The organism is Blautia sp. JLR.GB0024, assembly GCF_037000545.1.
In the GTDB taxonomy this organism is placed as follows: domain Bacteria; phylum Bacillota; class Clostridia; order Lachnospirales; family Lachnospiraceae; genus Blautia; species Blautia celeris.
This window is the reverse complement of sequence record NZ_JBANBF010000006.1, coordinates 17,840-43,152: the sequence shown is the minus strand read 5'-3', so window position 1 is coordinate 43,152 and position 25,313 is coordinate 17,840. Positions and strand designations below refer to the sequence as shown.

Below are 25,313 nucleotides of genomic sequence, written 5' to 3'. Positions count from 1 at the left end.
AGGATTGCAGTTATGGCAACAGCAGCAGAAAAGAAACAGGAAGTGGCAAAACAGGGACAACAGCATGCAGGGCTTATCGTAAATAATGCATTTATAGATGGGCTCACAGCGCAATTAAAGCAGAAACAGGAATACGGATTAACGTTTCCGGCAGATTATAATCCAACCAATGCTCTCATGGGTGCATATCTGATATTAAAAGAAACTAACGATAAAAATGGCAAATGCGTTCTGGAAACCTGCTCACAGGCCAGCATAGCAAATTCTCTCATGGATATGGTAACGATGGGGCTTTCCATGCAGAAAAAGCAATGTTATCCGATTGCCTACGGCGGCAAATTGCAGTGTCAGGTGTCCTATCATGGCAATAAAGCTATGGCGCACAGATACGGGGCAAGGGATATTAATGCAGAGGTGATTTATGAAGGCGATACGTTTAAGTACCATATCGAAAATGGAAGAAAAATTTTGGATGAGCATACACAGGATTTTCAGAATATCGACCTTGATAAAATAATCGGTGCCTACTGTGTAGTTACTCTTTCAGACGGAAGTACATATATGGAAGTCATGAACATCAAGCAGATTAAAACTGCATGGAAAAAAGGATTTGGATATAAAGAAAATTCGGGAACGCACAAAGATTTTACAGACATGATGGCAAAGAAAACGGTAACATCCAGGGCTTGCAAGCAGATTGTTCAGCAGTACGGAGATGTATTTGCAGTCGAATCTTATGAAAAAGCGGAGGAATTGGAGTCTGTTGATATCGTAGCAGAGGATGTGGCCTATGAAATTCAGCAGAATGCCAACAGTGAGTTATTTGAGCCGGAGGTTATTGATGCCGTAGAAGAACCTAAAAGTCAAGAACCACAAAAAGTAGATAGAGAAACTGCTGAAGATGCTGATCTGCCGGAATTCATGAAGTAGGAGGAGTACATGGAGAATGTGTCAGTATTAGAATATGTCCGCAAGGGCATGGAAGATAATCTCTACAATTATACAAGAGATGGTAAATGTTCTGGTTGTGGCAATTGTTGCTCTAATATTCTCCCCATGAGCAAAAAGGAAGTGGACGTCATTCATAGATATATCAAAAAGCGTAATATCAAAAAATGTAAGCATATGCTCCCGGTGGTAACGCCGGTACTGGATATGACATGCCCGTTCCTTGACACGGATACGAAAATCGAAAAGTGTAAGATTTATCCGGTCAGGCCGGAAATATGCAAACAATTTATTTGTGACAACGAGCAGAGAGCGAAACATAATAGGAAACTGATAGGGCAGACAAGGACAGTGATTGATGTGAGAAAGGAGTTTTTCAATGAGAGTGATATCACAGAACGGAGAACTTGATTTTCCGTATGAGCTGATTGTTGTTTGGAGAAATGAGAATATTGTGTATGCCAGCCCTGCAGCAGACTGCAAGACAGGATTGATTCTTGGACAATATGAAACGCCGAAAAAGGCTGAAGAGGCTATGAGCGAACTGAAATATGCATTTCTATGTAATGAAAAAATAAAACAGGATGGATCTGGGAATATAGATATTCCTGAAGAATATATAGAATATTTGCATGGAGTGTTTCAATTTCCACAGGATGGCGAGGTGCAGGTATGAGGCTTAAAGTCCTTGGCTCGGGTTCTTCCGGAAACTGCTACATACTTGAAAATGATACAGAAGCATTAATTATCGAAGCAGGAGTGCCCTTTATGGAAGTGAAAAAGGAACTGGATTTCAACATAAAGAAAATTAAAGCTGTAATCATTACGCATATTCATTCAGATCATCATTTTCATTGGTTTAAGTATGTAAGGGCTGGGATACCAGTTTTTGAACCGTTCAGGAATGGCGAACAAGCACTTGAATTTAGCCACTCGGAGTTCAAGATTCAAGCATTTCCAAATCAGGACAAGGACGGGAAATGGCTTCACGGAAATAACGATGGCACAGAATGCCCTTGCTATGGTTTTTATATCCAACATCCTGACATTGGTAGTCTCGTATATGTGACAGACACGGAGTATGTTCGGTGGAGGTTTAGCGAGGTAAATCATATTCTTGTGGAAGCAAATTATTGCGAGGAACTGATAGATAGAAACAGTCCTAAGTATCGCCATGTACTGGAGGGGCACATGAGCATTGACACAGCCTGTAGATTCTTGAAAACAAATAACAATCCGGCCTTAAGGAGCGCTGTCTTGCTTCATTTGAGCGAAAATTCAGCGAATGCGGATATTTTTAAGGCTAGAGTTGAGAATGTGGTTAAGTGCCCCGTCAACGTGGCGAGAAAAGGGTTAGAAATAGAATTGGGTTTACCATTTTAAGGAGGGAAACATGAGTGAAAAAGATTTTGAATTTATGGAGAAAGCAGGAAAGGACTTGAAAAGAGGAAAGTCAAAAGAATTTATCTGCCCTCTTTGCGGAGGAAAGGCATATGCAGCTAGAGCAAGGATTAACGGACATCTCCACGCCGGATGTAAAAAGTGTGGTATTAGAGTAATGCAGTAATCACAATTTGACCGGTCAAATTTATATATAGAAACTCATTAACCACGTTTAAAAGAAAGGATTTTATCATGGCAAAAGTAAATTTGGAAGAATTTGCAGGTGGCGCCCTGCAGGAAAAGTTTGACAGAGCATTTGAGCAGGTGACGGAGAATATGCTCGACGTAAATACTCCGTACAAGAATAAACGTGTGATCACAGTTAAAGTAGCACTTACACAAAATGAGTCAAGAGATGATTCCGTGGCAGAGGTTTCTGTTGAGACGAAACTTGCTCCGGCATCTCCGATTAAGACACAGTTTGCCTTGCAGCGTGACTTAAAGACTGGAAAAGTATTTGCATGTGAATACGGCCCAGGAATCATGGGTCAGATGTCTCTTGATGATTTTCAGGAAAAAGAAACTGTGATTGATAGCAATGTGGTTGATACAGAAACAGGGGAGATCAAAGAGAAAAAGGTAGTTGATTTAAGAACGGCAAAACAGGCATAAGGAGGATTAGAACAATGATAGAAAGTGGATTAAAGGAATTAGTACAGTATGGAAATGAATTGGCAGTGCCAAATTTGGTAGAGCGTGTAGGAGTTACATATTCTGATAAGAAATTATATGCAGTAGATGAAGTGCGCCGGGCAAATGCCTTAGAAATGAGCACACTGACAAGTCTTGTAGAGTATATCAAGTCAAAAACAGATGTATCTACGGACAAGATGATTGTCCAGGTTGTGTCACCAGAAGAAGTGCGATTAATATCTGCTCTGGATGATGATCGCAAGCGAGAAGTTCTGGCTGAAGTAAATGCCCAGATTCCGGGATTTGATTATGGACGCTACATAGGGCACGAGAGCTTTATTATTGCCCTTCAGTCAAAATTTATTCAAAACGATGACTGTGAATTACTGCTTAAATTTGCAGGAACCGTTGAAAATGGAACAGTGGCGCAGTATGGAGATGACGGAGTGACGCAGAAGGCCACGATTAAAACAGGCATTGCCTCAAAAGGAGAGGCTGTTGTTCCAAATCCAGTGAAATTAAGACCATTTCGTACATTCATTGAGGTGGAACAGCCTGAAAGCGCATTTGTGTTCAGGATGCGTCAGGACGAAAGGAACGGCATAGAATGCGCAATATTTGAAGCAGATGGAGGAGCGTGGAAGAATACCGCAATGAAATCAATTAAAGAATATTTGCAGTATGAACTTTCTGAGTATCCCAATTTTACAGTGATATCATAAAAATATAGCCGCCTGCCTTTGGGTGGGCGGCAGACAGGAGAAGGATATGGGAAAGGATTTTACAGTATATGCGGTTGATTTTGATGGGACGCTTTGTGAAAGTGTTTACCCAGGAATAGGAGAACCAAACAAAGCGCTTATACATCATCTTATAAAGCGCCGAGAGCATGGAAACAAGATTATTTTAAATACCTGTCGTGAGGGTGAGTGCCTGCAGGAAGCTATAGATTGGTGTGCAAACTTTGGTTTGGGATTTGATGCAGTAAATGAAAATTTGCCAGAACTAATTGAATTTTTGGGACATGATTGCAGGAAAATAGCTGCAGATGTTTATATTGACGACAAGGCAGTGAATAAACCTAAGTATCATGTGCCATATAGAAAGGATGTACATTATGAATAAAGTGATTTTGATAGGCCGTCTCACCAGAGATCCTGAGGTAAGATACTCCGCGGGAGAAAACTCTATGGCAATTGCCAGATATACAATAGCCGTTGACCGCCGTTTCAAGAGAGATGGGGAAGCTACCGCAGACTTTATAGGATGCGTGGCTTTTGGAAGACAGGCAGAATTTGCAGAAAAATATTTTCGTCAGGGAATCAAGATTGCTATCGGCGGCAGAATCCAGACAGGCAGCTATGTGAACAAAGACGGCGTAAAAGTCTATACCACAGATGTTGTGATCGAGGACCAGGAGTTTGCCGAGAGTAAAAATACGCAGCAGGCTGACAACCAGCAGATGCAGAACCGGCAATTGCCAGGGAGTGAAAGATTTATGAACATCCCTGATGGAATTGATGAGACGCTTCCGTTCAATTAAGGATGGTGGAATATGGCAAGCAGAAAGACTGAAAGAAATCCGTCCGATATAATTCAAGATTTTCTTGAACTGATGAAGACGAGCCAGAAGGAGTACCAGGATTGTGTAACTAAGGTGTGGCAGTATGATAAGAAAAAGCCGGTAGATTATATGCATGATTTTGAATTTATATGTAACTGTAGAGAGCGTAGCAGGCTTTCTACAAAAATTCATAATGAACGCATTGATCGCCGGAAATATAAAGATAGGGCGGAGAGGGCAGAGAAGCTGGCAAAGTTCTATTCCGATAAGCAGAATAAGCAGTTTTTTGACAAGCTGAGCAGTTTGGTAGTGGCACAAAGGGAAGTTGAGGAATATCTGGACGGGGTAAGACATTATAACAGAAGGGCAGGTGATGAAGAGTGATAATACTAGAAGATACACGGCAGCAGGAACGGAAACATGAAAGGAAACACGAATATTTCCGTTCAGTAGGTGTTCACTGGAATCGAACAGCTCTTTATTGTGGTGATTATACACTTCCTGCAAATCAGAGTGTTTGCGTCGATACCAAGAAAAATATTGATGAAATAATAAACGATATCCATGTGAAGAAAATGAAGAAATCTGATATTTACGAAAAAGTAATTTCAGTGTTTGAGGAATATCATCTGAACTTTGATTATGCAGAAAAAGTATACCACACAATTTGCGATGATGATGCGGATCGTTTCGCAGAAAAAGAAATCAATGACATATGTTTTGCAAATCATGTTCCAGAGCGTGTTATAGCTGAATTTCAGACGCTTTACGTGAAAAGGCACGGATTCTTCCACAGGGGGCTTAAAAGAGCGCAAAACAGTGGAATTAAATTAATAGTGTTGATTGAGAATGAAGATGGTGTGAAGTCCATTGATGATTTGTTCCATTGGAACAATCCAAGGCTCCATAGATATAACAAGATTGCCTATATGCACAATTCTGGGAGGTGGTTAAGCACCCCTTTGCCAAAGGCAAAACCAACGACAGGGAGTACACTTGCTAAAGCAATGCTCACGATGCAGAAAAAGTATGGGGTGGAGTTCTTGTTTTGCTCTCCAGAAGATGCAGGCCGGAAAATCATAGAGTTATTGGAGGGATATTATGGCAGACAAGAGAATGTTCAGCAAAAAAATGATAAGCAGTGATGCATTTCTTGAAATGCCATTAACTGCACAAGGACTATTCTTCCATTTGGCAATGCGTGCTGATGATGACGGAATCGTTGATTCTCCAAGAAAGATTATGAGGGAGTGCCAAGCTAAGAAAAGAGATTTAGATATTCTAATTCAGAAGCGTTACGTGCTTACATTTCCGAGTGGTGTGATTTTAATTAAACATTGGCGGATTCACAACACGATCGCTAAGGACAGATACGTTCCTACAACGTATACGGAAGAGTTATCAACAGTAATACTGAAAGATAACAAATCGTATACAGAACGTAAGCAAAATGTTGGCAATATTGAAACAGACTGTATACAAAGTGATTCCAAAACGGAACGTAGTATAGATAAGATAAGAGAAGATAAGAATAGTAAAGACATTAATGTGCATTCTGGCGAAATGCACGACACGGAAAATCCCTCTTTGAATCAGTTTTTTGAATCCATCTGGAAGTTATATCCAATCAAAAAAGGCAAAGGCCAGGTATCCAAAACCAAAAAACAGGTATTACAGAGGATTGGATATGAGCAGATAAAACGCTGTGTAGAGCGCTATGTTACGGAGATCAGGTCCTCTGGAAAAGAAAAATATATGATGCATGGCAGCACGTTCTTTAACAGTGGATACGTGGATTATCTGGATGAAAACTATGTGGACGGGGAGCAGTCAGCCGTGCCGATTAAAAAGAATGAGTCAGAAGAAGACAGGTTTTCCTGTTTGGAACCGGATATACGTGCTCTTCTGGAAAACTGCGGGGTAATTGACGGACAGTCACTTGATCTTGGGAACGCCACGGATGAGCAGATCAAATATCTGCAGGAATGCGGGGTGCTGTAAATGCTCTATGAGTTCAAAGAGGCGGATGCTTATGCTTTTGCCAGGCATGTTGGAATCAGAGCAAAGCAGCGAGGACATAATCTGCATTTTCAGACATGTCCTTACTGCCGATCCGCGAAGGATAAGGACACATTCGCTATTGACCTGGAGACAGGACAGTTTAAGTGTCTGAGGGCAAGCTGCGGGGTATCCGGAAACATGATCCAATTATCCAGAGACTTTGATTTCAGCCTCGGATATACGGTTGATGAGTATTACCGACCAAAGAAAAGATACAGGCGGCTGCCAACGCCAAAAGAGCCAATTATCCCGAAGGATAAGGCAGTGGCATATCTGGAAAGCCGTGGAATATCTGCGGAGGTTGCGAAAAAGTATGAGATAACCGTCCATGCCAGGCATGAAAATACTTTGGTATTTCCGTTCTTTGACGAAAAGGGGATATTGCAGACAATCAAATACCGGGACACGGAATACTTTCCCGGAAAGAAATTTATAGGCAAAGACGGGAAAGAGCGGAAGTCACCAAAGGAGTGGATCGAAGAAGACTGCAGGCCAATCCTGTTTGGTATGAAGCAGTGTAACGACAAATTTGACCGGATTGTGATGACAGAGGGGCAATTGGACAGCCTAAGTGTTGCCACGGCCGGCATAGAAAATGCAGTATCGGTTCCCAATGGTTCACAGGGCATGACCTGGGTCCCATATTGTTTCGACTGGGTATTGAAATTTGAAGAGATTGTTGTTTTCGGGGATTTTGAAAAAGGCCACATGACTTTGCTGGAAGATATCCAGAAACGGTTTCCAAACAAGATCATGCATGTCAGGGAACAGGATTACCGGGGCTGTAAAGATGCCAATGAGTTACTGCAGAAGTATGGCAAAGAAGCTGTCAGACAGGCTGTAGAAAATGCAGTTCCTGCTCCCGTAAACAGAGTTTTATCGCTTGCAGAAGTAGAAAGCGTAAATATCTATGAGTTACCAAAATTAAAGACCGGAATCAGCCAGTTAGACCGAACACTGTACGGCGGGCTGCCGTTTGGCATGGTGTGTATTATCGCAGGCAAGCGTGGAGATGGAAAATCCACATTGGCAAGCCAGATTATGGCAAACGCAGTGGAACAGGATTTGACCACTTTTGCCTATTCAGGGGAGCTGCCAAATTATTTGTACAAAAGTTGGTTTGATTTCCAGGTTGCTGGCAGAAACCACATCATAGAGAACCAGACGGAATATGGGACAGTCAATCGTTTTATTACTAACAAGAACCAAGAGCTTATTAATGTGTGGTATCTAGATAGGGCGTATATCTATGACAACCGTATCATTGACAGTGATGAGAAAGAAGATCTGCTGAAAAGTGTAGAACAGGCCATCATGCAATATGGAATCAAAGTGGTGCTGATAGACAACCTTATGACCGCCATGTACATTGATGAACTGCAGGGCAGTGATAAGTATGACCAGCAGGGACGTTTTGTCCGGGAACTGACAAAGATCGCAATACGGTATGACGTCCTGATCCTTCTTGTGGCGCATCGCAGAAAGAATAATTTTACAAGCGATGCGAACGATGAGATCAGTGGATCCGGAGATATCACAAACCTTGCCGGGATTACTCTGAGTTATGACCGCGGAAGTAAAGATGAGATTGACAAAGGGTTTATGGATGGGAGCCAGCGAAAGCTGATCATTGCGAAAAATAGGCTGTTCGGAAAGATAGACCTAAAAGGCCTTATCCTCAACTACGATGAAAAGTCAAAACGGATTTATGGGAATGGCGATGATGTGAATAGGCAGTTCGGATGGGATAGATCGGATGGATTTATGGATACTGATAATATGGAAATACCATTTGATTAGTGCGGAAAGAGAGACATTATGAGATATGAATTACATATGTTCTTCCGGAAATTATATATGTCTGTTACAGGAAAGAGTTGCGATACATGCAGACATTATGATGGCAGGTTCGGGGATGATGATTGTTTTCAGTGTGAACGAAGTATAAGGGCGGTGGGTTATGACAGAGGAGAATCTGAAAAAATATTTTGATGTCTATACAGACTGCTGGAAACTATTTCGGAAATATTCCGAGCCAAATGATGCAGAAGAATTCTGGAAAAGTTTGTTTGAAGAAACAAATGAGCTTCATAAAAAATATGGAAAATCGAAATTTTCAGAAGAACTTATCTTGGCAACCGCAGGGGAAATAGATAGGATATTCAGAAAGCGAAAGGAGTGAGAGGTTTACCGGCCGGCTATAAAGAGCTCTTTACTCCAAATCAGTATAATGAAAGATTGTGATTATCCAAACTGCCTGAATTGTACACAGAGTGACTGCGTTATGGAAGCACAGGATATAGCAGCGATGTTGAAACGTAGACGATGGAATGCAAACCCAGAAGCATACAGGCAAAAACAACGCGATTACCGTAAACATATAAAGGATAACTTGCCACATTGTGATGAATGTAATGATTGTATTTTGGTCCGTAAAGATAAAGGTGAGGGATACCGTAGATTATGTATTCCAGAAATGCGCCTGGTGGAACAGAAAGTATCTAACAGCCCACAATGGTGCAGGAAAAGAAAGGGGAAAACTGAATATGGTACATTTGATAAAAAATTATTATGCAGTTCCTAATAATATGGGGTTTACGCTTGTCATAGATAAGGGTAGGAAGAACCAGGATGGAACCAAGTCATATGATACGATAGGATACTGTGGGAGCTTCGAGGAAGCGATTTTCCTCCTCAGACGTAAAATTGTAGACCGGAAATTGAAAAGCGGTTTATATGAACTGTCAGAGGCTTTGAACATAATAAGGGAAACCTCAGAAGAGATAAAAACGGCGATAGATGGAAAGGTGGGGGAAGAAAATTCAGATGGAAGTCGATGAACGGTATCATATAATTGCTGACTATTATAATAAAAGAGATGAATTGAGAAAACTGTGGGAGGAGATCGAGGAGCTTGAAAATGAATTGAAATCTGCAACAAATCCTTTTGATCTGCCAGACCTCGTATATCTTACCCCAAATACATACAGTGAAATGGCCGATGTGATAATCGTCTGTATTAATGTGGCAATCCAGCAGGGAAAGCTGAAGGAATTACTGGGGCAGATGGATTATAAATTGAATCGGCAAATACGCCGGATAGCGGAGGAAAAGAATGAAAACGGAAGATAACAATAAGCGGGGTGAAAGAGTCCGCCAGGACATCCTGGAATTCATAAAGCAGTATATCCAGCAGCACGGATATCCACCAAATTATCGGGAGATTGGAGATGGAGTGGGCTTAAAATCTTCAGCCAGCGTCCAGAGCCATATAAGCAGGATGCTGGCAGACGGGATACTGGAAACAGATGCAGACGCCGGAGCAGTCAGAGCGTTAAGAGTGCCTGGGATGAGATATATCAATACAGAGCAGACGATATTGGACCGGTATCTGGAATCAGAGAAGGCCAGGATTGTAGAACAGTTATGCCCATATGATATACCGTGGCTGGTCAGGGCAGTAGGGAAGGAACAGTTTGAGGGTATGCGCTGCCAGCAGGATTGCGAGAAGTGTTGGAGGATAAGACTGGAGGAAAAGTAGACATGATTGAAATTATAGATATCCGGGACGCAACCCCGGAGGAAAGCAAAAGACATGAAGAACAAGCTACGGATCAGGAAGATTGGCGGGAAGCTATGTTGCGAACGTTCCTGGCAGGACATTGAGTTGCTGATGGAAGCTCTGATAATATTGGGGTCTACAACAGCACCCCAGTAAAAAAACAAAGAAAGGAGCCAGCCTCCGGCCGGGGCAAGGGTATACCGGGCTTCTGAAATATATGAGAGATTTGATTATAGATTGCTTCGCTGGTGGTGGCGGGGCAAGCGTAGGGATAGAGATGGCCCTGGGCCGCACCGTAGATATTGCAATTAATCACGATGCGCAGGCCATAAGGATGCATAAAACCAATCATCCAGACACACTGCATCTCACTGAGGATATCTTTAAAGTGGATCTGGAAAAGTACGTTGCTGGCAGGCATGTGGCATTGATGTGGGCATCACCTGATTGCACAAGTCATAGCAAAGCGAAGGGTGGACAACCCAGGAATCAAGGTCTTAGAATCCTGCCGTGGGCTGTGTACAAGCATGCGAAAGCTATTCTCCCGGACGTGATTATCATGGAAAATGTGGAGGAGATCCAACAGTGGGGGCCTCTGGATGACAACGGTCACCCTATACCGGAGCAAAAAGGTGAGGAGTATCAGCGGTTTGTAAGCAAGATGCAGTCTTTGGGATATGATTTCGACAGCCGGGAACTGGTAGCAGCGGATTATGGCGCGCCGACTACGCGTAAACGGTGGTATGCGATATTTCGGCGTGATGGCAGACCGATTGTCTGGCCGGACTCCACACACAGCAAAATGGACGTGGCCGGAAAAGAAAAATGGAAACAATGCGGAGATTTCATTGATTGGTCAGATCTCGGGAAGTCAATATTTGACCGTAAGAAACCACTTGCAGATGCCACCATGAAAAGGATTGCTAATGGATATATTAAATACGTTGTAAAAAACCCGGAACCATACATAGTCAGAAATAAAGATGCTGTTTCATTTCTGATTCAGTATCATGGTGAAACAAAACAGGGAGATTCAAGAGGCCAGCTTCTTACAGAGCCAATTAAGACTATTGATACAAGTAACCGATATGGATTAGTAACAGCATTCATCACAAAATTTTATAAGTCGGGGATTGGGCATGGATGTGATGAACCACTGCATACTATAACAACCTCTCCGGGACATTTTGGGTTAATTTCAGCTTTTTTAATTAAATACTATGGTACCGGGTGCGGGCAGGTGCTAAATAGTCCATTGGGGACGATAACCACAAAGGACCGATTCGGCCTGGTGAATGTTATCACTGAGATTAATGGAGAACAGTATATTTTGGGAGATATTTTCCTCAGAATGTTGAAACCGGAGGAATTGAAACTTATGCAGGGATTTCCACAAGATTACATAATAACCAGGGATGCAAATTGGAAACCATATCCGATAAAGGAGCAGGTAGCGCGTATCGGAAACAGTGTGGTGCCGATTATGGCGGGAACGTTGGTCAAGGCCAATTGCGGATATCTTAAAGTAGGAGAGCGGCAGCCTGCACCGATGGTATATCAACAGCGGAATGGGCAGGTGGCGTTCGGATGAAAATTTCAGATCAGATATCAATGTCAGATTATCTGCAGGACAGGGACAATACACCAATAAAGCATTGCGGACAGTGTGTTTGCCGGAACTGTCTGTACTGGTGGTCTGGACGATGTCCTTACGGAGCATGCTTTGATGACCATCGGGCGGAGACTGACCCGTATGACAAGGCACACCCGGATGAGCCGCCACGGATGGGGTGGAGCCACTGGAACAAGCCGGGAGAGCAGGCGCACTGGTGTAGAGGCGGGATATTTTATCCGGTCCATTACTGCCCAAGGTTTACAAAATATAAAGGCTGCCAGGTAAAAGAGTGCCTAAAGTGCAATGTGGCAGTGTATCAGGACGGGTACATAGCATGTAGTCTGGTGGATACTCTGGGGTGTATGGCGTGTTACCAGGAGTTTGAGGAGCATATGGAGGATTAGCTATGTGCAATGATTTTGAGTGTGTGCATGATCAGTGCGGCATCTGTAGCTATACAGACCAGGACTGTAAGTATGAGGAGTGCGAGATGTGGAGTGACTGCGCGGAGTGTGCTGATGGGGGATTATGTTTCCCAGTGAATGAAAATATTGTGAAAGAAAGTCTATAAAAAAGGAGGGCCGGGTCAGCAGGCCCGGCAGTATGAAAAAGAAAAGTCTATATGAAAAAGGTTATCGCCCTTTGTTGAGTATTACTATACCGGTAAAATGTGATGAAACTGTGGTGAAAAGATAAAAGAATTGTAAAGGGTTTTTGAAAGATTTATGAAAGCAAATGTGAGGTGAGACAATGGATAAGAAGGCACTGAAACAGTACAGATTATTGCTTTAGGAGCAAGCCTTGAATGACAAGCAATAGACAAGCTGAATGGCCGGGCCGCCAAGGTGCAGACTGCCCTGGGCAAGGCGGTAGGTCTGGGACAAAGTGCTAGAGAATTGCAGTGTCTGTGTACAGGCGCTGGGGTGTGTGGCGACCTCCAAAATACATTTTTTGACAATACCCCGTGGAAATACAGGTTATTTTGGTGTATAATAGATAAAAATGTCTTGGAGGATAGTGTAATGGGAGAAAAACAAAAACTATCGGAGATTTCTGAAGAAATTGATAGAAAGTTTAAATCAAAACTAAACATGGATTTTATGGATAGTAGGTTCTATGAGGAAAAAAATAGAGATAGACGAGATGGACAATTTCAGCGTGATTATTCAAGAATTATGTATGCATCATCGTTTCGTAGATTACAAGGGAAAATGCAATTACTTGGAATCAAGCCGGATCAATTCTTTAGGAATAGATTAACACATAGCCTAGAAGTGGCTCAAATTGCAAGATCTATTGCCTGCATATCAAGATACACAAGTTCAGAAACCTACGTTGTTGAAGCAGGTGCGTTAGCTCATGATATTGGAAATCCTCCTTTTGGACATTCAGGGGAGAGGAGACTCAATGAATTGTTTGAGAACATAGGCGGGTTTGAAGGAAATGCACAAACACTTCGAATATTAAAATCAGTTGAACGTAAGAGAGCAGAGTTTCCGGGTCTTAATTTAACGTATCGTACATTATTGAGTGTAGTGAAATATTTTAATAAACATAAAGATGATAATGGAAATATATATAAAAAATTTATATATGATGATGATTATGATTTTTTAAAAGATTTTATAACTAAGCATGATTTAAAAGTTAGAACTTATGATGTTCAAATTGTTGACTTGTCTGATGAGATAGCCTACGCAGCGCATGATTTAGAGGATGGCTTAAGACAAAAATGTTTTACGATGGATGAAATTCTTCATGAATATTATTCTAAATATGGTAAATCATATTCTTTTAAAACATTGGAAAAAATTGTGGGAGAATGTCAAACAAATAGTGGATATGGAAAGAAGAATCTTGATTCATCAGAGTATTCAAAATTGTTTAGACAGGAGTTATCTTCAAGTATTATAAATACATTAATAAACGATTTGGGGATTTGTCTCGTAACTGAAGAATACAAGGATAAGACCGGAACAATGAATGAAAAGGAAATTGGATTTATGAACTTCCAAGAAATGGCGGAAGGACTTAAGGAGATTACCTTTAAATGTATTAATCATAATGATACGGTGTATACTTACGAAAAGAAAGGCGATATTATCATAGAAAATCTGGTGGAAATTTACCGAGCTGATAAAAAACTTTTACCTCCAGAATATCGAGCAGAAAATATACTTGAGCAGTATGGAATGGAAGTAGATGAAGACCTGCTTCAAGAACGTTTGATTTGTGATTTTGTTTCAGGGATGATGGATTCATATGCAATTAATCTTTATGAAAAATTAGTTGGTGTACCATTTGACAAAATAATAATTCCAGGAAAAAAGGAAGAAAAAAAGAAAGAGAAAATAGATTAAAATGAATAAATTAATGGGTTTTTTTGAATTGCAGACTATGTCATTGCCATCTATACCGTGGAAAGAGTACACGGGTAGGGAATACTTGCAAGATGAATTACTATGGACGGTTAGAAGTGCAGTTTTTCACGGTAATGACTTGAATCTTCCAAGATTAGTTGGTGTTAATTCAAAAGAGGCAAAAGAGTTTGCTAATCAGCTTTTGGAAAAACTGGCTGGTGAAGGAATAGTCATTTTTTATCCATATTTTATTGCAAATAAAAGCGGTACGTTAGAAGTTAAACAAGATAAAGTAATTATTGAAGCGGTTAAGGCCGATTTATGGAATATGGTAACTCTATCAGATAGAGATGTGACAATTCAATATGACGATGACAATGAAATTATAAATGGAGATGGATTATTTTTATCAGGGGATGAAAAGAAATGTTTATTAAATAATGTTAAAGAAATAAAAAAAACATTTCGTGATGATTTATTAGAAGGAAAAAGTATTCTTTTGGAATGGAGTTTTGCCCAGAATTGTGATGAAAATAAAGAACCAGTGGGTGACGAATATTTGGTTTTTTATGAAGCAAGGACTGTATAAGGAAGTTTTGCAAAAGACAAAATTAAAAGAGGGACAGCTATGGCTGTCTCTTTTATTATAAGCATATAGCTTAAAAAGGGAACGGAGCCCTTATAAGCCGTGAGCGTTGGTTCGTGTACGGATGCGACTGCATTGTGTATACAAAATGTATCTTTTTCCGATTACAGTGGGTATGATAATGTAAATACTTTGTATAACAGAATGCATGCGTTTTGGTTATTGTTTTGTACACAGAACGGGTACAACATGTATACATTTTGTGTTCCATTGTGAGTACAGTATAAATGTAGGTTTGTATACAAAATGTTTACATTCCGCTACCATCTTGTAATCACAGATAAGATTAGAAAAGAGAAGAAGAGTAGAGATTAGAAAAGAGAAAAGAAAAGGGTATTACATACCCAAAAGAAGTTCGCTCACATGTTCGCTAGTGTTTGTGAAAAATTGCTCTTGACAACCATTGTGTGTGCGTGGTAGAGTAATAACCAAGAAAAATTAAATGATCACCCCGGCAATCTTTCCAGCAATTGAAATAGTCCGGGAAGCCTGTAAAGGTCGGTAGTCGTGAGCCGCTAGAGATTGGATTAAACCCCAGTCTTTAGCGGTTTTTTTGTTATTCTGGAGGTGGTTTATATGCTTTGTGGAGAGTTTAAATGCGTGTATCTGGTGGATGGAGAGTGTGAACCAGTTGGTGGTAGCTGCATCACTGATTTATGCGAAAATTGGGGAGAGTGCATTAACTGTCAGCAAGAAGCCAATAAGGACTGTGACGGGATGCAGAAGGAAAAATCACAGGACAGCAGGCTGTAGGTTCTGATAGGAATGATAAGCATAAAGAAACATAGAGAACGGTATTTGCAGGCTGTTCTGGATGCGATAAAGGCTTCCAGAGGGAAACCGTTGAAACTGGTAGATAACAGCTATATACAGAGCGAAGAGGAGGTATAGAGACATGTCAGTAAGCAATACTGTTAAGACAGATAACGGAATAGAGATATATGAAAATGACATAGCGCTATATCTGGATCAGTATATACAAGAGCGTGATATACAAGATATGTCTAAAGAACCACAGAGTAAATGGAATGCTTGTTTATTATACATCTACAAACATGTATTTAAAGGCAATAGAGATAAATTATTGTATCCTCATAGCAGAGATACCTACAACAGTGAATTGATTAATGACATATGTGATATATACATAGACTTATGCTTTGAATATGACAAGGAAGTATCTATTATGGGATTTAGTAAATTGACTGGAATAGATACAGATACTATCAATACATGGGGGACAGGAGAGTGTAGACTCGGCTCATTAAGTACCGTCATATACAAAAAGTTAATTGCCAACAATGAAGAATCTCTCAGCAACATGCTTATATCTGGTGGTCGAAATCCCATGAAGATTTTGCCAGCACTTAACCGCAGACATAACTGGAACATGGGGCAGCCCAGAGGTGTAGACGGGGCAATACAGCACCGGACACCGGAGCAGATAGCAGCCGATTATGCACCGCAGATAGAGCAAAAGGACGCCAAAACAGAGACGGATTTTTAAGGCAATTGTAGATGTAATTCACAAGCAACACAGGACAAAATGGCAGACACAATTCAATACAATTTAAGTCATGCCGAAAAGCCTTTAAAACAAGGGGTTCTGTTAATTAACTGTTCGCAAAATTGCTATTTAACGAATAGTTAAAGGCAGTTATAAAATAATTGTATGAATAGTTTGCGAGTATTACACAACTGTTTTGCCATGAATTTGTGGACAGAAAGAGCGGGGGTGGGGGTCTGACAGGAGAAGCCGCCCCGGCCCTAAATGAGCCACCCGAACATATAAAAAATAAAAAGACCACTTCTAATTTTCTTCAAAAAAACAAAAAGGAGGCATCCATTATGGCAAATACAGTATCATTTATGGAAGCTATAACCATATTGAGAACGAATATCATGGACAATCAGGACATCTATAACGGATTTATTGCCAGCATTGAATCTGCCATTAATGAAGCCAAGCCTTATACGAAGGAGCATAATCTGGCGGTGGCAATTTTGAACAGAGTAGTTGGCATTGAAAGAGGGGAGCAGAGCTTATGATGGTTTTTAAGTATTTAATGGCAGCAGTAAATTTCTTGTTGTTTTTTATTATGGCATTGATTACTATGGCCGGTGTCAAGAAAGATGATGAAGCTACAAAGTGGTTACTGTTGGTGTTTAGTTTACTACCGGCTGCAAATATGGTGGCTATTATGTTAGGGTGACATGTATGGAATTTGATGAATTTAAAAAAGATGCGTTAGATAAAATTGAAGAGTATTACGATCAGATCCGCCGATGTGATTATTGGAGTCATAGGAAGAGTATACTCGACTCTATAGTTATAACTAATGGATTATATGTGGCCCTTGTCAGGAAAGGTATTTTAACGAAAGAGGAGTTTGACTCTGGAATATCAGAGGCTAAGGATGCTTTTGCTGATACGAGTAATCAGATTCAAGATAATTTAAAACAATGTAAATCCAAAAAAGAATTGATAGAAAAAGAATTATTGAAATACTTTAATAGTGCTGATAACACAGGAAAAAATCAATGCTGATATTTACTTTTGGGATTCTTCACTTCGAGCTTTGCTGGAAGATAATTGATCCAGTAGCAGAAGTGATTGTAATCATAAAGAGAAAATTGTCGTTGCTTACAAAAATAGGCCGGTCTTTTAAATGCGACAATTCAATGCATCCGGAGTGAGTGCGCTATTGTGTGTATTTTGATTGGGCTATCGCCAAGCGGTAAGGCACAGCACTTTGACTGCTGTATTCGCTGGTCCGAATCCAGCTAGCCCAGCTCGGTTTCTAACTTTTAGAACCTCCCCCATCTAGCCTGAAGTGGCTGATTAAAGGCGTCTCAACGGCGCCGGATGGGCTCGGTACTGCAGAGTAATGGCTGTTGTACCGTATTTCCCCTCAAGACCATTACAGCAAACCAGCTAACGGTAGCAGAAATTCTGAGAGATAAGGTCATAAGTGATACGTTATAGATGATAAAACCAATTATGACCAGCAGAATGATCTGCGGAGCAGGTGAACTTACACTGTCCCACCTGCTTCTGGGCTTTTAGCTCAGCAGGTTAGAGCAATCGGCTCATAACCGATCGGCCCCAGGTTCGAGCCCTGGAAAGCCCACGCGGCGTAAGACGATATAGACTATGTCTTTATGGCAACGGTCAACTATTATAAGTAGGTGATGCAGGCTGACGAGCAGTTTATATCGCAGTCGTTTTGGTTTGGAGTGTTCCTTGTGATCTGAAAAGTGCAAAAAAACTCCACGCTTGCCAGAGCGATTAAATTGAGCCTGGTCTTGCATATGCCAAGGGATGGCGCGAGATAGCCATATGCACGGCATTGGTTGGGAGTAGAGTCGTAAATTCCATAGCTCTTGAAGTTGAAAAACTCCATAGTGGCAGGCACGCCACGATAAATATTACTGCTATGGGGCCTGTGCCCCATTTGGATGAATATACCGTAATTGGTAGCGGGCCTGACTGTAAATCAGGTGCCTTCGGGTTCTGGTGGTTCGAGTCCACCTTCGTCCATTGCCAGTCAGATAATTATGTTTGACGAGATATAGTGATTTGGCTGGAAAAAATAACACCGAGGAGAATAGTATGACAGTTGACATGGTGGGCAATGGTATAAGGTCAGTCATACAACCTGCCATAGAGGCCATGCAGCCGGTTTTTGGGTGTTTTCCGGCATCCGGGAAGATAGCTCAGTGGTAGAGCGCGGAGAAGCCGGCGATAATACAACTCCGAAGTCATATGTTCGATTCGTATTCTTCCCACTTACCGGCGGCTTGCATAACTGCTATATGTGGGCTACTGGTGCATACCTTTGTTGTGGCTGATGGCGACGAAGGCCTACGGAAGATTAATCCGCAAAAGAATCACAACAGCGGGCTTCTATTCGCCCGCTCAATGGCATATAGCTCAGTAGTAGAGCGCCTGACTGTTAATCAGGATGTCGCAGGTTCGACCCCTGCTATGCCAGTTTCAGCAGATGCCATTCGCTGTGTTTCCAGCAGAGGTATGCGTGGAGCCAAGCGATTTGTGGTAGAGAGATAAAAATATAAAATTATAATCCAAATTTGACTAGATTTAAATCTGACGACAAGTAGTTTACACCGGCTGATAAGTGACTTCAGTCGCTGCCCTAGAAAAAATGTAGGCAGATGTGCAAGGACACTTCTGCTTTACCGTGGAGGTGTCTTTTTGATCTCAGAACAAAATAAAGCGATTGTAAAAGCAATCCGCAGCACAGGATTAAATTCATATAAAACACTCCATGATTATCTTGACCTGGCAAAATCAATAGCGGAACCTGAAGGGGACGATGATCTTGCGTATTCCCTGCAGATGACAGCAGAGATAAAAGAGATCGTTCCGAAACTGCCACTTACACAGGAGTTCAATGATCTATACTGGCAGGCTATGCTGTTTGAGGCGCCGCATCGGTTTGAGAGTTTTCTGTTTTACATGGAGAAAAACCGTCAGCCAAAGAAGCGGTTTTATCAGCCAAGAGCAAAAACTTTAAAGGTTGTGGTTGATGATCTGCAGGACCTGGAAGAGGGCCAGTTAGATTTTTATGGATTATCGTTGCCTCCTCGCGTGGGGAAGTCTACCCTCTGCATCTTTTTTCTTGCATGGGTCATAGGAAAGCGTCCTGAAAGCCATAATGCAATGTCCGGTCATTCTGGCATATTAGCAGATAGGTTTTACAATGATGTGCAGAAACTGACCGAAAACGAAGAATATACGTTTCAGGAGATATTTCCGAAAGTCCAGCTTTACAAAAAATCAGCAGATAAAAATGAATTGTCTTACGATGAAGTAGAGAGCTTTGCCACACTGACATGCAGGGGAATTGACGGTACTTGGACAGGTGCAGTTGATATTTCCCCAGACGGATATCTGTATGTGGATGACCTGGTCCGTGACAGAACTGAATCATTAAGCCCTGTCAGATTAGAAAATCGGTATCAGGATTATCTAAACGTGCTGGTTGACCGTAAAAATGATGGCGCAAGAGAGCTTATGGTGGGAACCCGGTGGAATGTTTTGGACCCGCTCGGGAGAGTTGAGGAAAAAAACAAGAGTAACCCGCGATATCGTTTCCGAAAAATCCCAGCGCTGAACGAGGAGAGCGAAAGCAATTTTGATTATGATTATGGTAAAGGCTTCTCTACAAAATATTATCAGGATTTGAAAGAGCGTCTTGATCGGAACGAGTGGGAAGCAAAATATCAGCAAAAGCCATTTGTGCGCGAAGGCCTGTTATTCCCCGAAGCAGAGTTGCGTACATACAATGGGGTTCTGCCGGATGGGGATTATTTTACGGCGGCGGCCTGCGATGTGGCCTGGGGCGGCGGGGACAGCCTGTCAATGCCATTTGGAAATGCGTTCGGCGGAATAGGCGGAGATATTTACATAGCTGATTGGATCTTTAACAAAGGTGACAAAGACGTTACTAAACCTATTGTAATTGCGAAAACATTGCAGCATATGCCATGTAAAGAACATTTTGAGGCAAACAATGGTGGGGATGAGTATGCGGATGATATAGATCGCAGATTAAAAGATGAGGGCTATAAAATCAATATCACATACTCTAAAGCGTCGAATCAGACAAGTAAAATGGCAAAGATTATCCAGTTTGCGCCGGATATAAAACGCCGGTTTGTTTTTCTGGCAGAAAAATATAGAAGTGAAGAGTATCAAAATGCAATGGATGAGTTGATGACATTTGTACAGATCGGCAAGAATGAGCATGACGATGCACCCGATGGATTGGTACAGCTTTTACAGTTGATAGATGGCGGCGTGTATGCAAAATGCGAAGCGATGCAAAGACCGTGTTAGGAGGGCGTATGAACAAGAGAGAATTAAATCTTAAAAAATACGGTATTAGCGGGAAACGGTATAAAGAATTATGCGGCTTTTGTGAACAGTATCCGGAATGGATTGATGAACTAAAGAGCAAGACTGATACCATTAAGAGTAAAATGGTTACTGATATGCCATTACCGCCACACGGTACAAGTGATCAGACTGGAGAACTTGCAGTCCGAAGAGTTGAACTGCAGAAAAAATGTGAATTGATAGAACGGACCGCAGTACAGGCAAGTGCGGACTTATACCAATACATAATCAAATCGGTGTGTTATGAGGTTCCGGTTCATTATCTGATCTCTTATGAAGAGATGCCAATAGGCAAGTCTGCATTCTACGAAATGCGCAGGTATTTCTTTTATTTACTGGATATAAATAAGAATTTTTGAAAATGCGGAAAAAAAGGACATACTTTCATGATATTATGGTAGTGTAGATAAATTGGAAAACACCGACTTTGAGAAATCATTGCCGGTGTTTTATTGTGCAAAGAAAGGCGGTGGCAGAGTTTGCTATACGGTCAAAATAGAAAATCGTTTACTTCGGTATGCCACGGTCAGCTTGGCAGGTATGTAATCTACAGTAACGCCAAGGAAATAACAAGGGACAATATTACACAGGAACTGGGCAAGGCATTAGCAATCCACTGGAGTAACCGTAGAGAAATTGAATATCTTGACAGGTACTATCGTGGTGACCAGCCGATTATATACCGGGAAAAGAAAGTGCGGCCGGAGATTAATAACAAGATTGTAGAAAACAGGGCGTTTGAAATTGTAGAATTTTTCACAGCTCAGGATTTTGGGGAACCAATACAGTATGTCAGGCGGGGAACAGATGAAAACGTTTCGACCCTTATTAACCGTCTTAATGACTTCATGTTTTCCGAAGATAAGGGGGCGCACGATATTGAACTTGGCAGGTGGAGAAATATATGTGGTACAGGGTACCGCCTTGTATATAATGATACATTTGCAGATATAGAAATGGATGAGGCTCCATTTGGTCTGGAGACGCTTGATCCACGATTTGTTTTTGTTGTTTATTCATCCGGGGCAGGAAAACGTCCGCTTTATTCCGTGCAGCAGGTCAAGGACGAGTATGATGTGGACAAATATATTATCAAAACACGCAATAAGAAGTTCATTATCCAGAATGGGAAGATAATCAGCGAGAATCCGAACTATCTCGGAATAAATGTGATCGAATATCCGCTGAATGAGCGAAGAATCGGAAGGCTGGAAGTAGTGGTCACCATTCTGGATGCGATCAATAAGACCCAGTCAGATAGATTGAATGGCGTGGAACAATTCATACAGGCATTTATGAAATTCGTAAACTGTGAGATCGATAAAGAGACATTTCTGGAAATGGTTAGTCTGGGCGCTTTGAATGTGAAAACAGTAAATCCGAGTATGCCGGCAGATGTGAGTATGGTTTCCAGCCAGTTAGACCAGTCACAAACGCAGGTCAGCAAAGATGATCTGATCACTGCCATCCGGGATGTCTTAGGAATGCCAAGCCGTGAGGGGAATACCGGTGGCGATACCGGGCAGGCCGTGTATCTTCGCAATGGCTGGGATTTTGCAGAGGGCAGGGCGGAGCTGGATGAACCTATTTTCCAGAAATCAGAGAGAAATTCATTGAGAGTTGTTCTGAAAATCCTGGACGGTAAAACGGATATACGACTGAAATTGAGTGATATTGAGATTAAAGTCACCCGAAGCAAGACGGATAATATGCAGTTGAAATCCCAGGTATTGAATCTTCTACTGACCAGTGGGGTGGAACCTGACAGGGCATTTAAAACATGTAATCTTTGGAGTGATCCGGAGGAGGCGTATGTGGAGAGCAAACCATATCTGGACGCAAAATATAAAACCAAAGATCAGATAGACAGTGAAGCAGCAGTAAATAAACCACCGCCGGAAGGTGACGGTACAGTTGATTGATGTGCACTGCAAAGAGTTTTTATCTTGCACCTATGCGAGAAATAGGAAGATTAGGCAGATACGACCTGCGATAACAAAGTGTGATCATAGGAGGATATATGAGCAGAGAACAGGCAAAGAAAAATTTGATCAGTTTCGGCATTGAAGAGCCTACTGAGGAGCAGATCACAAATTATCTGAACCAGGTAAACGGCGAAACACAGAGAGAAAAAGACAAGGCTGAAAAGCTGAAGGAAAAAGCAGATAAATACGATGAAGCGCAGCGTCTGCTTGAGGAAGAGAAGCAAAAAAATATGACTGCCGAGGAAAAGCTTGCTGAAGCGGAAAGAATTGCCAATGAAAAGGCGTCAGAGTTCGCAAAGAAGGCAAATAGGCTTGATGCAGAGAAAATCCTTCTGGATGCGGGGCTTACCAGTGAAGAGTATGAGGCATTTATTGATGGGATTGTCTCTGAGGACAGTGAACAGACGAAAACTCTGGCTACATCACTTGCAGGGACATTTAAGGCAAAAAATGAAGTAGCTTTGCAGAAGGCGAAACAGGAATTACTTGATGCCGGGGGTGGTAGTGATGAGGGAAATCCTACAGGCGGAACCGGCGGGGATGAGAAAACCGATGATGTGAAATTTGCTGAAGATATCGCAAAAACATTTAGTAGTAACAATGAAACATCAAAAGCGGTATTTGAAAATTATTAGGAGGTATTAGAATGGTAAAAAGTAGAGAATTTGGGCAGCCGATTGAGATTTTGAAGTTCCATGATTTCAAAGGGGAACCTTGTATGGTATCAGACAGCGGAATTACCGCAGACGCAAACGGACTTAAAATCGTAAAGGCGGGAACACCACATCCGGCAAATGACGGAACGTGCAAGGGTATTTTGTTACATGACACAGATGTTACATATGGTCCGGCACCAGGAACCCGTATTTTTGAGGGCTCCGTTGACACAAAAAAACTTACAAAGAATGGTATTACAGTTTCTGCGGAAGCGAAAGCTGTTCTTCCACGTGTGACATTTTTTGATTAAAGAGAGGGAGGTATAGAATTATGCCAGCATTACCATTAAAAGAAGCATTTACCGCAAGAGCCATAAAGGTTATGTGGGATTCGTACAAAGAGACACAGGGTATTGCACCATATCTTGGCAGTGGATTTTTCCCGGCTGAGAAGACGCCAACCATGGATCTAAAGTGGTTCAAGGGTTCCAAAGGGCTCCCTGTATCACTGACGCCATCCAACTATGATGCACAGGCTACTGTACGTGACAGGATTGGATTTAAAGAGATGGAAACCGATATGCCATTTTTCCGTGAATCATATCTAGTGAAGGAGAAAGATGCACAGGAATATGAAAATCTTATGAATGCCTCTGATTCGGCTGTAGCACAGCAGATTTTGAAGCAGATTGCACTTGGCCCTATCGACCTTATTCAGGGTGCAGATGTTGTTCCGGAGCGTATGATCTGGCAGCTTCTTGCTCCGACTGATGGTGCACCGAAGATTTCCATTTCAGCTAATGGTGTAGCGTACGATTATAACTATGATGTAGATGGTTCCTATAAGTCAAAGAACTTCATGGAACTTACCGGAACAGATAAGTGGGATGATCTGGAGAATTCAGACCCTGTCGAGGATTTGCGTACTGCTAAAAAGGCAATGAAAAAGAGAGGAAAAATCATCAAGGCATTTTCTCTTAATGACAATACATGGATGAAAATCTGCAAGAATAAGAAACTGGCAGGATACATTCTGGCAAAGAATCCGACTGCCACCGTGTATATCACAGAAAAGATTGTTCAGGCTTTTATCATGGAAGAGTTGGAAATGGAGCCAATTGTCTATGATAAGCTGTTTATTGATGATGCAGGTTCAGAAAAAACATTTATCCCGGACGGCGTAGTTACCCTGCTTCCTGGCAAGACGGCACTTGGAGTTACAAAATACGGAAAGACACCCGAAGAGAGAAGCGGCGATATGAGCACAGGAAATCTTTCCATCGTGAACACTGGTGTGGCATTGTACACCTTTACAACACCTCATCCTATCGTAACCCAGTGTATTTGTTCGGAGATTGTTCTTCCTACATATGAGCGTATGGATGACACCTATGTCATTAAAGCGTATTAGGGAGACATGATATGAAGTATGACCATACAGTGAAGTATAAAGGCAAATATTACCCGGCGGGTGCGGACGTGCCAGTACAGGGTAATAAGCCTCTTGTAAAGAAGGCTGCAGTAGGAAACAGTGAAAAGCCAGTGCGTGCAAGGAAGGAGTAAGGCTTATGGAATTGCTATTGAATGAAATTTTGACAGATTTAACAACTGAATTAAGTTTGACGGAATCTTCCGATATAGCGATTCTTAAATCAAAAGTCAAGAATTCTATCCGTGAGGTGAAGCGAACCAGGAACTATCTAAGTCACCATACGGAGGAGTTTATCTGGAAAGATATGGAACGATACTATTCCAATATCCGGGAATTGGCTTTGTATGACTATAATCAGATTGGAGCAGAGGGACAGCTCTCTATGAATGAAAATGGTGTGTCCCGAAGCTGGAAAGATAGGAAAGAGTGTTTGATGGGAATCGTACCTTTTGTATCAGGCATATAGAAAGGATGGTGCTCCAAAT

General features: G+C 41.6%; 35 protein-coding genes and 5 tRNA genes. All 40 read left to right on the top strand.

From position 1 onward, the window contains the following. Window positions 1-12 precede the first annotated feature (12 nt). The 40 genes from V8Q34_RS14880 (at window position 13) to V8Q34_RS14685 (ending at window position 25,294) form a co-directional block, all read left to right on the top strand. On the top strand, window positions 13-930 hold the full coding sequence (locus tag V8Q34_RS14880) for a recombinase RecT (protein WP_335835818.1): 918 nt from the start codon (window positions 13-15) through the stop codon (window positions 928-930). Window positions 931-939: 9 nt separating this feature from the next. After that, entirely contained in the window at window positions 940-1,359 is a 420-nt protein-coding gene (locus V8Q34_RS14875) for a YkgJ family cysteine cluster protein (protein WP_335835817.1), read from the top strand. After that, the gene (locus V8Q34_RS14870) at window positions 1,328-1,624 is read left to right on the top strand and encodes a hypothetical protein (protein WP_335835816.1); all 297 of its coding nucleotides are present in this window, start codon (window positions 1,328-1,330) and stop codon (window positions 1,622-1,624) included. Before V8Q34_RS14875 ends, V8Q34_RS14870 begins: the two co-directional genes overlap by 32 nt. Beyond that, entirely contained in the window at window positions 1,621-2,331 is a 711-nt protein-coding gene (locus V8Q34_RS14865) for an MBL fold metallo-hydrolase (RefSeq protein WP_335835815.1), read from the top strand. Before V8Q34_RS14870 ends, V8Q34_RS14865 begins: the two co-directional genes overlap by 4 nt. A gap of 10 nt (window positions 2,332-2,341) precedes the next feature. Further along, a complete protein-coding gene (locus V8Q34_RS14860) occupies window positions 2,342-2,515 on the top strand; it encodes a hypothetical protein (RefSeq protein WP_335835814.1) in 174 nt (57 codons plus the stop codon). 68 nt (window positions 2,516-2,583) lie between these two features. Beyond that, entirely contained in the window at window positions 2,584-3,003 is a 420-nt protein-coding gene (locus V8Q34_RS14855) for a hypothetical protein (protein ID WP_335835813.1), read from the top strand. 14 nt (window positions 3,004-3,017) lie between these two features. Further along, window positions 3,018-3,746, top strand: a complete 729-nt coding sequence (locus V8Q34_RS14850) for a hypothetical protein (RefSeq protein WP_335835812.1) — start codon at window positions 3,018-3,020, stop codon at window positions 3,744-3,746. Between the two features lie 46 nt (window positions 3,747-3,792). Next, window positions 3,793-4,149, top strand: coding sequence for a hypothetical protein (locus V8Q34_RS14845; RefSeq protein WP_335835811.1), 357 nt, complete (start codon window positions 3,793-3,795; stop codon window positions 4,147-4,149). Beyond that, the gene (locus tag V8Q34_RS14840) at window positions 4,142-4,567 is read left to right on the top strand and encodes a single-stranded DNA-binding protein (RefSeq protein ID WP_335835810.1); all 426 of its coding nucleotides are present in this window, start codon (window positions 4,142-4,144) and stop codon (window positions 4,565-4,567) included. Before V8Q34_RS14845 ends, V8Q34_RS14840 begins: the two co-directional genes overlap by 8 nt. 12 nt (window positions 4,568-4,579) lie before the next feature. Further along, the gene (locus V8Q34_RS14835) at window positions 4,580-4,972 is read left to right on the top strand and encodes a hypothetical protein (RefSeq protein WP_335835809.1); all 393 of its coding nucleotides are present in this window, start codon (window positions 4,580-4,582) and stop codon (window positions 4,970-4,972) included. Further along, window positions 4,969-5,733, top strand: a complete 765-nt coding sequence (locus V8Q34_RS14830) for a hypothetical protein (protein WP_335835808.1) — start codon at window positions 4,969-4,971, stop codon at window positions 5,731-5,733. Before V8Q34_RS14835 ends, V8Q34_RS14830 begins: the two co-directional genes overlap by 4 nt. Then, on the top strand, window positions 5,690-6,589 hold the full coding sequence (locus V8Q34_RS14825; protein ID WP_335835807.1) for a hypothetical protein: 900 nt from the start codon (window positions 5,690-5,692) through the stop codon (window positions 6,587-6,589). Before V8Q34_RS14830 ends, V8Q34_RS14825 begins: the two co-directional genes overlap by 44 nt. Further along, window positions 6,590-8,449, top strand: a complete 1,860-nt coding sequence (locus V8Q34_RS14820; protein ID WP_335835806.1) for an AAA family ATPase — start codon at window positions 6,590-6,592, stop codon at window positions 8,447-8,449. A gap of 160 nt (window positions 8,450-8,609) precedes the next feature. Beyond that, on the top strand, window positions 8,610-8,831 hold the full coding sequence (locus V8Q34_RS14815; RefSeq protein ID WP_335835805.1) for a hypothetical protein: 222 nt from the start codon (window positions 8,610-8,612) through the stop codon (window positions 8,829-8,831). Between the two features lie 220 nt (window positions 8,832-9,051). Next, window positions 9,052-9,489 carry a hypothetical protein gene (locus V8Q34_RS14810; RefSeq protein WP_335835804.1) on the top strand — a complete coding sequence of 146 codons (438 nt, stop codon included), beginning with the start codon at window positions 9,052-9,054 and terminating at the stop codon, window positions 9,487-9,489. After that, complete coding sequence (locus V8Q34_RS14805; RefSeq protein ID WP_335835803.1) at window positions 9,476-9,781, top strand: hypothetical protein; 306 nt, start codon at window positions 9,476-9,478, stop codon at window positions 9,779-9,781. The genes V8Q34_RS14810 and V8Q34_RS14805 overlap by 14 nt, the downstream gene beginning before the upstream one ends. After that, a complete protein-coding gene (locus V8Q34_RS14800; protein WP_335835802.1) occupies window positions 9,765-10,190 on the top strand; it encodes a hypothetical protein in 426 nt (141 codons plus the stop codon). Before V8Q34_RS14805 ends, V8Q34_RS14800 begins: the two co-directional genes overlap by 17 nt. 2 nt (window positions 10,191-10,192) lie before the next feature. Then, window positions 10,193-10,315: a hypothetical protein gene (locus V8Q34_RS14795; RefSeq protein WP_335835801.1), complete on the top strand. Its 123-nt coding sequence runs from the start codon at window positions 10,193-10,195 to the stop codon at window positions 10,313-10,315. A 113-nt stretch (window positions 10,316-10,428) separates the two neighbouring features. Further along, window positions 10,429-11,802 carry a DNA cytosine methyltransferase gene (locus V8Q34_RS14790; RefSeq protein ID WP_335835800.1) on the top strand — a complete coding sequence of 458 codons (1,374 nt, stop codon included), beginning with the start codon at window positions 10,429-10,431 and terminating at the stop codon, window positions 11,800-11,802. Continuing rightward, window positions 11,799-12,230 carry a hypothetical protein gene (locus tag V8Q34_RS14785; protein WP_335835799.1) on the top strand — a complete coding sequence of 144 codons (432 nt, stop codon included), beginning with the start codon at window positions 11,799-11,801 and terminating at the stop codon, window positions 12,228-12,230. Before V8Q34_RS14790 ends, V8Q34_RS14785 begins: the two co-directional genes overlap by 4 nt. Before the next feature lie 618 nt (window positions 12,231-12,848). Further along, a complete protein-coding gene (locus V8Q34_RS14780) occupies window positions 12,849-14,186 on the top strand; it encodes a deoxyguanosinetriphosphate triphosphohydrolase family protein (RefSeq protein WP_335835798.1) in 1,338 nt (445 codons plus the stop codon). 1 nt (window position 14,187) lies between these two features. Next, entirely contained in the window at window positions 14,188-14,775 is a 588-nt protein-coding gene (locus V8Q34_RS14775) for a hypothetical protein (RefSeq protein WP_335835797.1), read from the top strand. Window positions 14,776-15,408: 633 nt separating this feature from the next. Further along, window positions 15,409-15,585, top strand: coding sequence for a hypothetical protein (locus V8Q34_RS14770; RefSeq protein ID WP_335835796.1), 177 nt, complete (start codon window positions 15,409-15,411; stop codon window positions 15,583-15,585). A 142-nt stretch (window positions 15,586-15,727) separates the two neighbouring features. Then, window positions 15,728-16,339, top strand: coding sequence for a hypothetical protein (locus V8Q34_RS14765; protein ID WP_335835795.1), 612 nt, complete (start codon window positions 15,728-15,730; stop codon window positions 16,337-16,339). A 341-nt stretch (window positions 16,340-16,680) separates the two neighbouring features. Next, a complete protein-coding gene (locus V8Q34_RS14760) occupies window positions 16,681-16,881 on the top strand; it encodes a hypothetical protein (RefSeq protein ID WP_335835794.1) in 201 nt (66 codons plus the stop codon). Beyond that, a complete protein-coding gene (locus V8Q34_RS14755; protein WP_335835793.1) occupies window positions 16,878-17,045 on the top strand; it encodes a hypothetical protein in 168 nt (55 codons plus the stop codon). The genes V8Q34_RS14760 and V8Q34_RS14755 overlap by 4 nt, the downstream gene beginning before the upstream one ends. 5 nt (window positions 17,046-17,050) lie before the next feature. Continuing rightward, the gene (locus tag V8Q34_RS14750) at window positions 17,051-17,380 is read left to right on the top strand and encodes a hypothetical protein (protein WP_335835792.1); all 330 of its coding nucleotides are present in this window, start codon (window positions 17,051-17,053) and stop codon (window positions 17,378-17,380) included. A 173-nt stretch (window positions 17,381-17,553) separates the two neighbouring features. Next, window positions 17,554-17,625: transfer RNA gene (locus V8Q34_RS14745), tRNA-Gln, on the top strand. 264 nt (window positions 17,626-17,889) lie between these two features. Further along, a tRNA-Ile gene (locus V8Q34_RS14740) sits at window positions 17,890-17,963 on the top strand. Window positions 17,964-18,289: 326 nt separating this feature from the next. Beyond that, a tRNA-Tyr gene (locus V8Q34_RS14735) sits at window positions 18,290-18,373 on the top strand. Window positions 18,374-18,538: 165 nt separating this feature from the next. After that, a tRNA-OTHER gene (locus tag V8Q34_RS14730) sits at window positions 18,539-18,621 on the top strand. A 134-nt stretch (window positions 18,622-18,755) separates the two neighbouring features. Beyond that, window positions 18,756-18,827: transfer RNA gene (locus V8Q34_RS14725), tRNA-Asn, on the top strand. A 221-nt stretch (window positions 18,828-19,048) separates the two neighbouring features. Continuing rightward, window positions 19,049-20,695: a phage terminase large subunit gene (gene terL / locus V8Q34_RS14720; RefSeq protein ID WP_335835791.1), complete on the top strand. Its 1,647-nt coding sequence runs from the start codon at window positions 19,049-19,051 to the stop codon at window positions 20,693-20,695. Between the two features lie 8 nt (window positions 20,696-20,703). Next, entirely contained in the window at window positions 20,704-21,114 is a 411-nt protein-coding gene (locus tag V8Q34_RS14715) for a hypothetical protein (protein ID WP_335835790.1), read from the top strand. 120 nt (window positions 21,115-21,234) lie between these two features. Next, window positions 21,235-22,677: a phage portal protein gene (locus V8Q34_RS14710; RefSeq protein WP_335835789.1), complete on the top strand. Its 1,443-nt coding sequence runs from the start codon at window positions 21,235-21,237 to the stop codon at window positions 22,675-22,677. Window positions 22,678-22,775: 98 nt separating this feature from the next. Next, on the top strand, window positions 22,776-23,375 hold the full coding sequence (locus tag V8Q34_RS14705; protein ID WP_335835788.1) for a hypothetical protein: 600 nt from the start codon (window positions 22,776-22,778) through the stop codon (window positions 23,373-23,375). Between the two features lie 11 nt (window positions 23,376-23,386). Then, complete coding sequence (locus V8Q34_RS14700) at window positions 23,387-23,707, top strand: hypothetical protein (RefSeq protein ID WP_335835787.1); 321 nt, start codon at window positions 23,387-23,389, stop codon at window positions 23,705-23,707. A 20-nt stretch (window positions 23,708-23,727) separates the two neighbouring features. Continuing rightward, window positions 23,728-24,807 carry a major capsid protein gene (locus V8Q34_RS14695; protein ID WP_335835786.1) on the top strand — a complete coding sequence of 360 codons (1,080 nt, stop codon included), beginning with the start codon at window positions 23,728-23,730 and terminating at the stop codon, window positions 24,805-24,807. Window positions 24,808-24,818: 11 nt separating this feature from the next. Continuing rightward, entirely contained in the window at window positions 24,819-24,959 is a 141-nt protein-coding gene (locus V8Q34_RS14690) for a hypothetical protein (protein ID WP_335835785.1), read from the top strand. A 5-nt stretch (window positions 24,960-24,964) separates the two neighbouring features. Continuing rightward, the gene (locus tag V8Q34_RS14685) at window positions 24,965-25,294 is read left to right on the top strand and encodes a hypothetical protein (protein ID WP_335835784.1); all 330 of its coding nucleotides are present in this window, start codon (window positions 24,965-24,967) and stop codon (window positions 25,292-25,294) included. The last annotated feature ends 19 nt before the right edge of the window (window positions 25,295-25,313 follow it).

Coding starts and splice junctions, on each gene's coding strand:
- V8Q34_RS14880 (WP_335835818.1), top strand. CDS start 13: ATGGCAACAGCAGCAGAAAAGAAACAGGAAGTGGCAAAACAGGGACAA.
- V8Q34_RS14875 (WP_335835817.1), top strand. CDS start 940: ATGGAGAATGTGTCAGTATTAGAATATGTCCGCAAGGGCATGGAAGAT.
- V8Q34_RS14870 (WP_335835816.1), top strand. CDS start 1,328: ATGAGAGTGATATCACAGAACGGAGAACTTGATTTTCCGTATGAGCTG.
- V8Q34_RS14865 (WP_335835815.1), top strand. CDS start 1,621: ATGAGGCTTAAAGTCCTTGGCTCGGGTTCTTCCGGAAACTGCTACATA.
- V8Q34_RS14860 (WP_335835814.1), top strand. CDS start 2,342: ATGAGTGAAAAAGATTTTGAATTTATGGAGAAAGCAGGAAAGGACTTG.
- V8Q34_RS14855 (WP_335835813.1), top strand. CDS start 2,584: ATGGCAAAAGTAAATTTGGAAGAATTTGCAGGTGGCGCCCTGCAGGAA.
- V8Q34_RS14850 (WP_335835812.1), top strand. CDS start 3,018: ATGATAGAAAGTGGATTAAAGGAATTAGTACAGTATGGAAATGAATTG.
- V8Q34_RS14845 (WP_335835811.1), top strand. CDS start 3,793: ATGGGAAAGGATTTTACAGTATATGCGGTTGATTTTGATGGGACGCTT.
- V8Q34_RS14840 (WP_335835810.1), top strand. CDS start 4,142: ATGAATAAAGTGATTTTGATAGGCCGTCTCACCAGAGATCCTGAGGTA.
- V8Q34_RS14835 (WP_335835809.1), top strand. CDS start 4,580: ATGGCAAGCAGAAAGACTGAAAGAAATCCGTCCGATATAATTCAAGAT.
- V8Q34_RS14825 (WP_335835807.1), top strand. CDS start 5,690: ATGGCAGACAAGAGAATGTTCAGCAAAAAAATGATAAGCAGTGATGCA.
- V8Q34_RS14820 (WP_335835806.1), top strand. CDS start 6,590: ATGCTCTATGAGTTCAAAGAGGCGGATGCTTATGCTTTTGCCAGGCAT.
- V8Q34_RS14815 (WP_335835805.1), top strand. CDS start 8,610: ATGACAGAGGAGAATCTGAAAAAATATTTTGATGTCTATACAGACTGC.
- V8Q34_RS14805 (WP_335835803.1), top strand. CDS start 9,476: ATGGAAGTCGATGAACGGTATCATATAATTGCTGACTATTATAATAAA.
- V8Q34_RS14800 (WP_335835802.1), top strand. CDS start 9,765: ATGAAAACGGAAGATAACAATAAGCGGGGTGAAAGAGTCCGCCAGGAC.
- V8Q34_RS14795 (WP_335835801.1), top strand. CDS start 10,193: ATGATTGAAATTATAGATATCCGGGACGCAACCCCGGAGGAAAGCAAA.
- V8Q34_RS14790 (WP_335835800.1), top strand. CDS start 10,429: ATGAGAGATTTGATTATAGATTGCTTCGCTGGTGGTGGCGGGGCAAGC.
- V8Q34_RS14785 (WP_335835799.1), top strand. CDS start 11,799: ATGAAAATTTCAGATCAGATATCAATGTCAGATTATCTGCAGGACAGG.
- V8Q34_RS14780 (WP_335835798.1), top strand. CDS start 12,849: ATGGGAGAAAAACAAAAACTATCGGAGATTTCTGAAGAAATTGATAGA.
- V8Q34_RS14775 (WP_335835797.1), top strand. CDS start 14,188: ATGAATAAATTAATGGGTTTTTTTGAATTGCAGACTATGTCATTGCCA.
- V8Q34_RS14770 (WP_335835796.1), top strand. CDS start 15,409: ATGCTTTGTGGAGAGTTTAAATGCGTGTATCTGGTGGATGGAGAGTGT.
- V8Q34_RS14765 (WP_335835795.1), top strand. CDS start 15,728: ATGTCAGTAAGCAATACTGTTAAGACAGATAACGGAATAGAGATATAT.
- V8Q34_RS14760 (WP_335835794.1), top strand. CDS start 16,681: ATGGCAAATACAGTATCATTTATGGAAGCTATAACCATATTGAGAACG.
- V8Q34_RS14755 (WP_335835793.1), top strand. CDS start 16,878: ATGATGGTTTTTAAGTATTTAATGGCAGCAGTAAATTTCTTGTTGTTT.
- V8Q34_RS14750 (WP_335835792.1), top strand. CDS start 17,051: ATGGAATTTGATGAATTTAAAAAAGATGCGTTAGATAAAATTGAAGAG.
- V8Q34_RS14715 (WP_335835790.1), top strand. CDS start 20,704: ATGAACAAGAGAGAATTAAATCTTAAAAAATACGGTATTAGCGGGAAA.
- V8Q34_RS14705 (WP_335835788.1), top strand. CDS start 22,776: ATGAGCAGAGAACAGGCAAAGAAAAATTTGATCAGTTTCGGCATTGAA.
- V8Q34_RS14700 (WP_335835787.1), top strand. CDS start 23,387: ATGGTAAAAAGTAGAGAATTTGGGCAGCCGATTGAGATTTTGAAGTTC.
- V8Q34_RS14695 (WP_335835786.1), top strand. CDS start 23,728: ATGCCAGCATTACCATTAAAAGAAGCATTTACCGCAAGAGCCATAAAG.
- V8Q34_RS14690 (WP_335835785.1), top strand. CDS start 24,819: ATGAAGTATGACCATACAGTGAAGTATAAAGGCAAATATTACCCGGCG.
- V8Q34_RS14685 (WP_335835784.1), top strand. CDS start 24,965: ATGGAATTGCTATTGAATGAAATTTTGACAGATTTAACAACTGAATTA.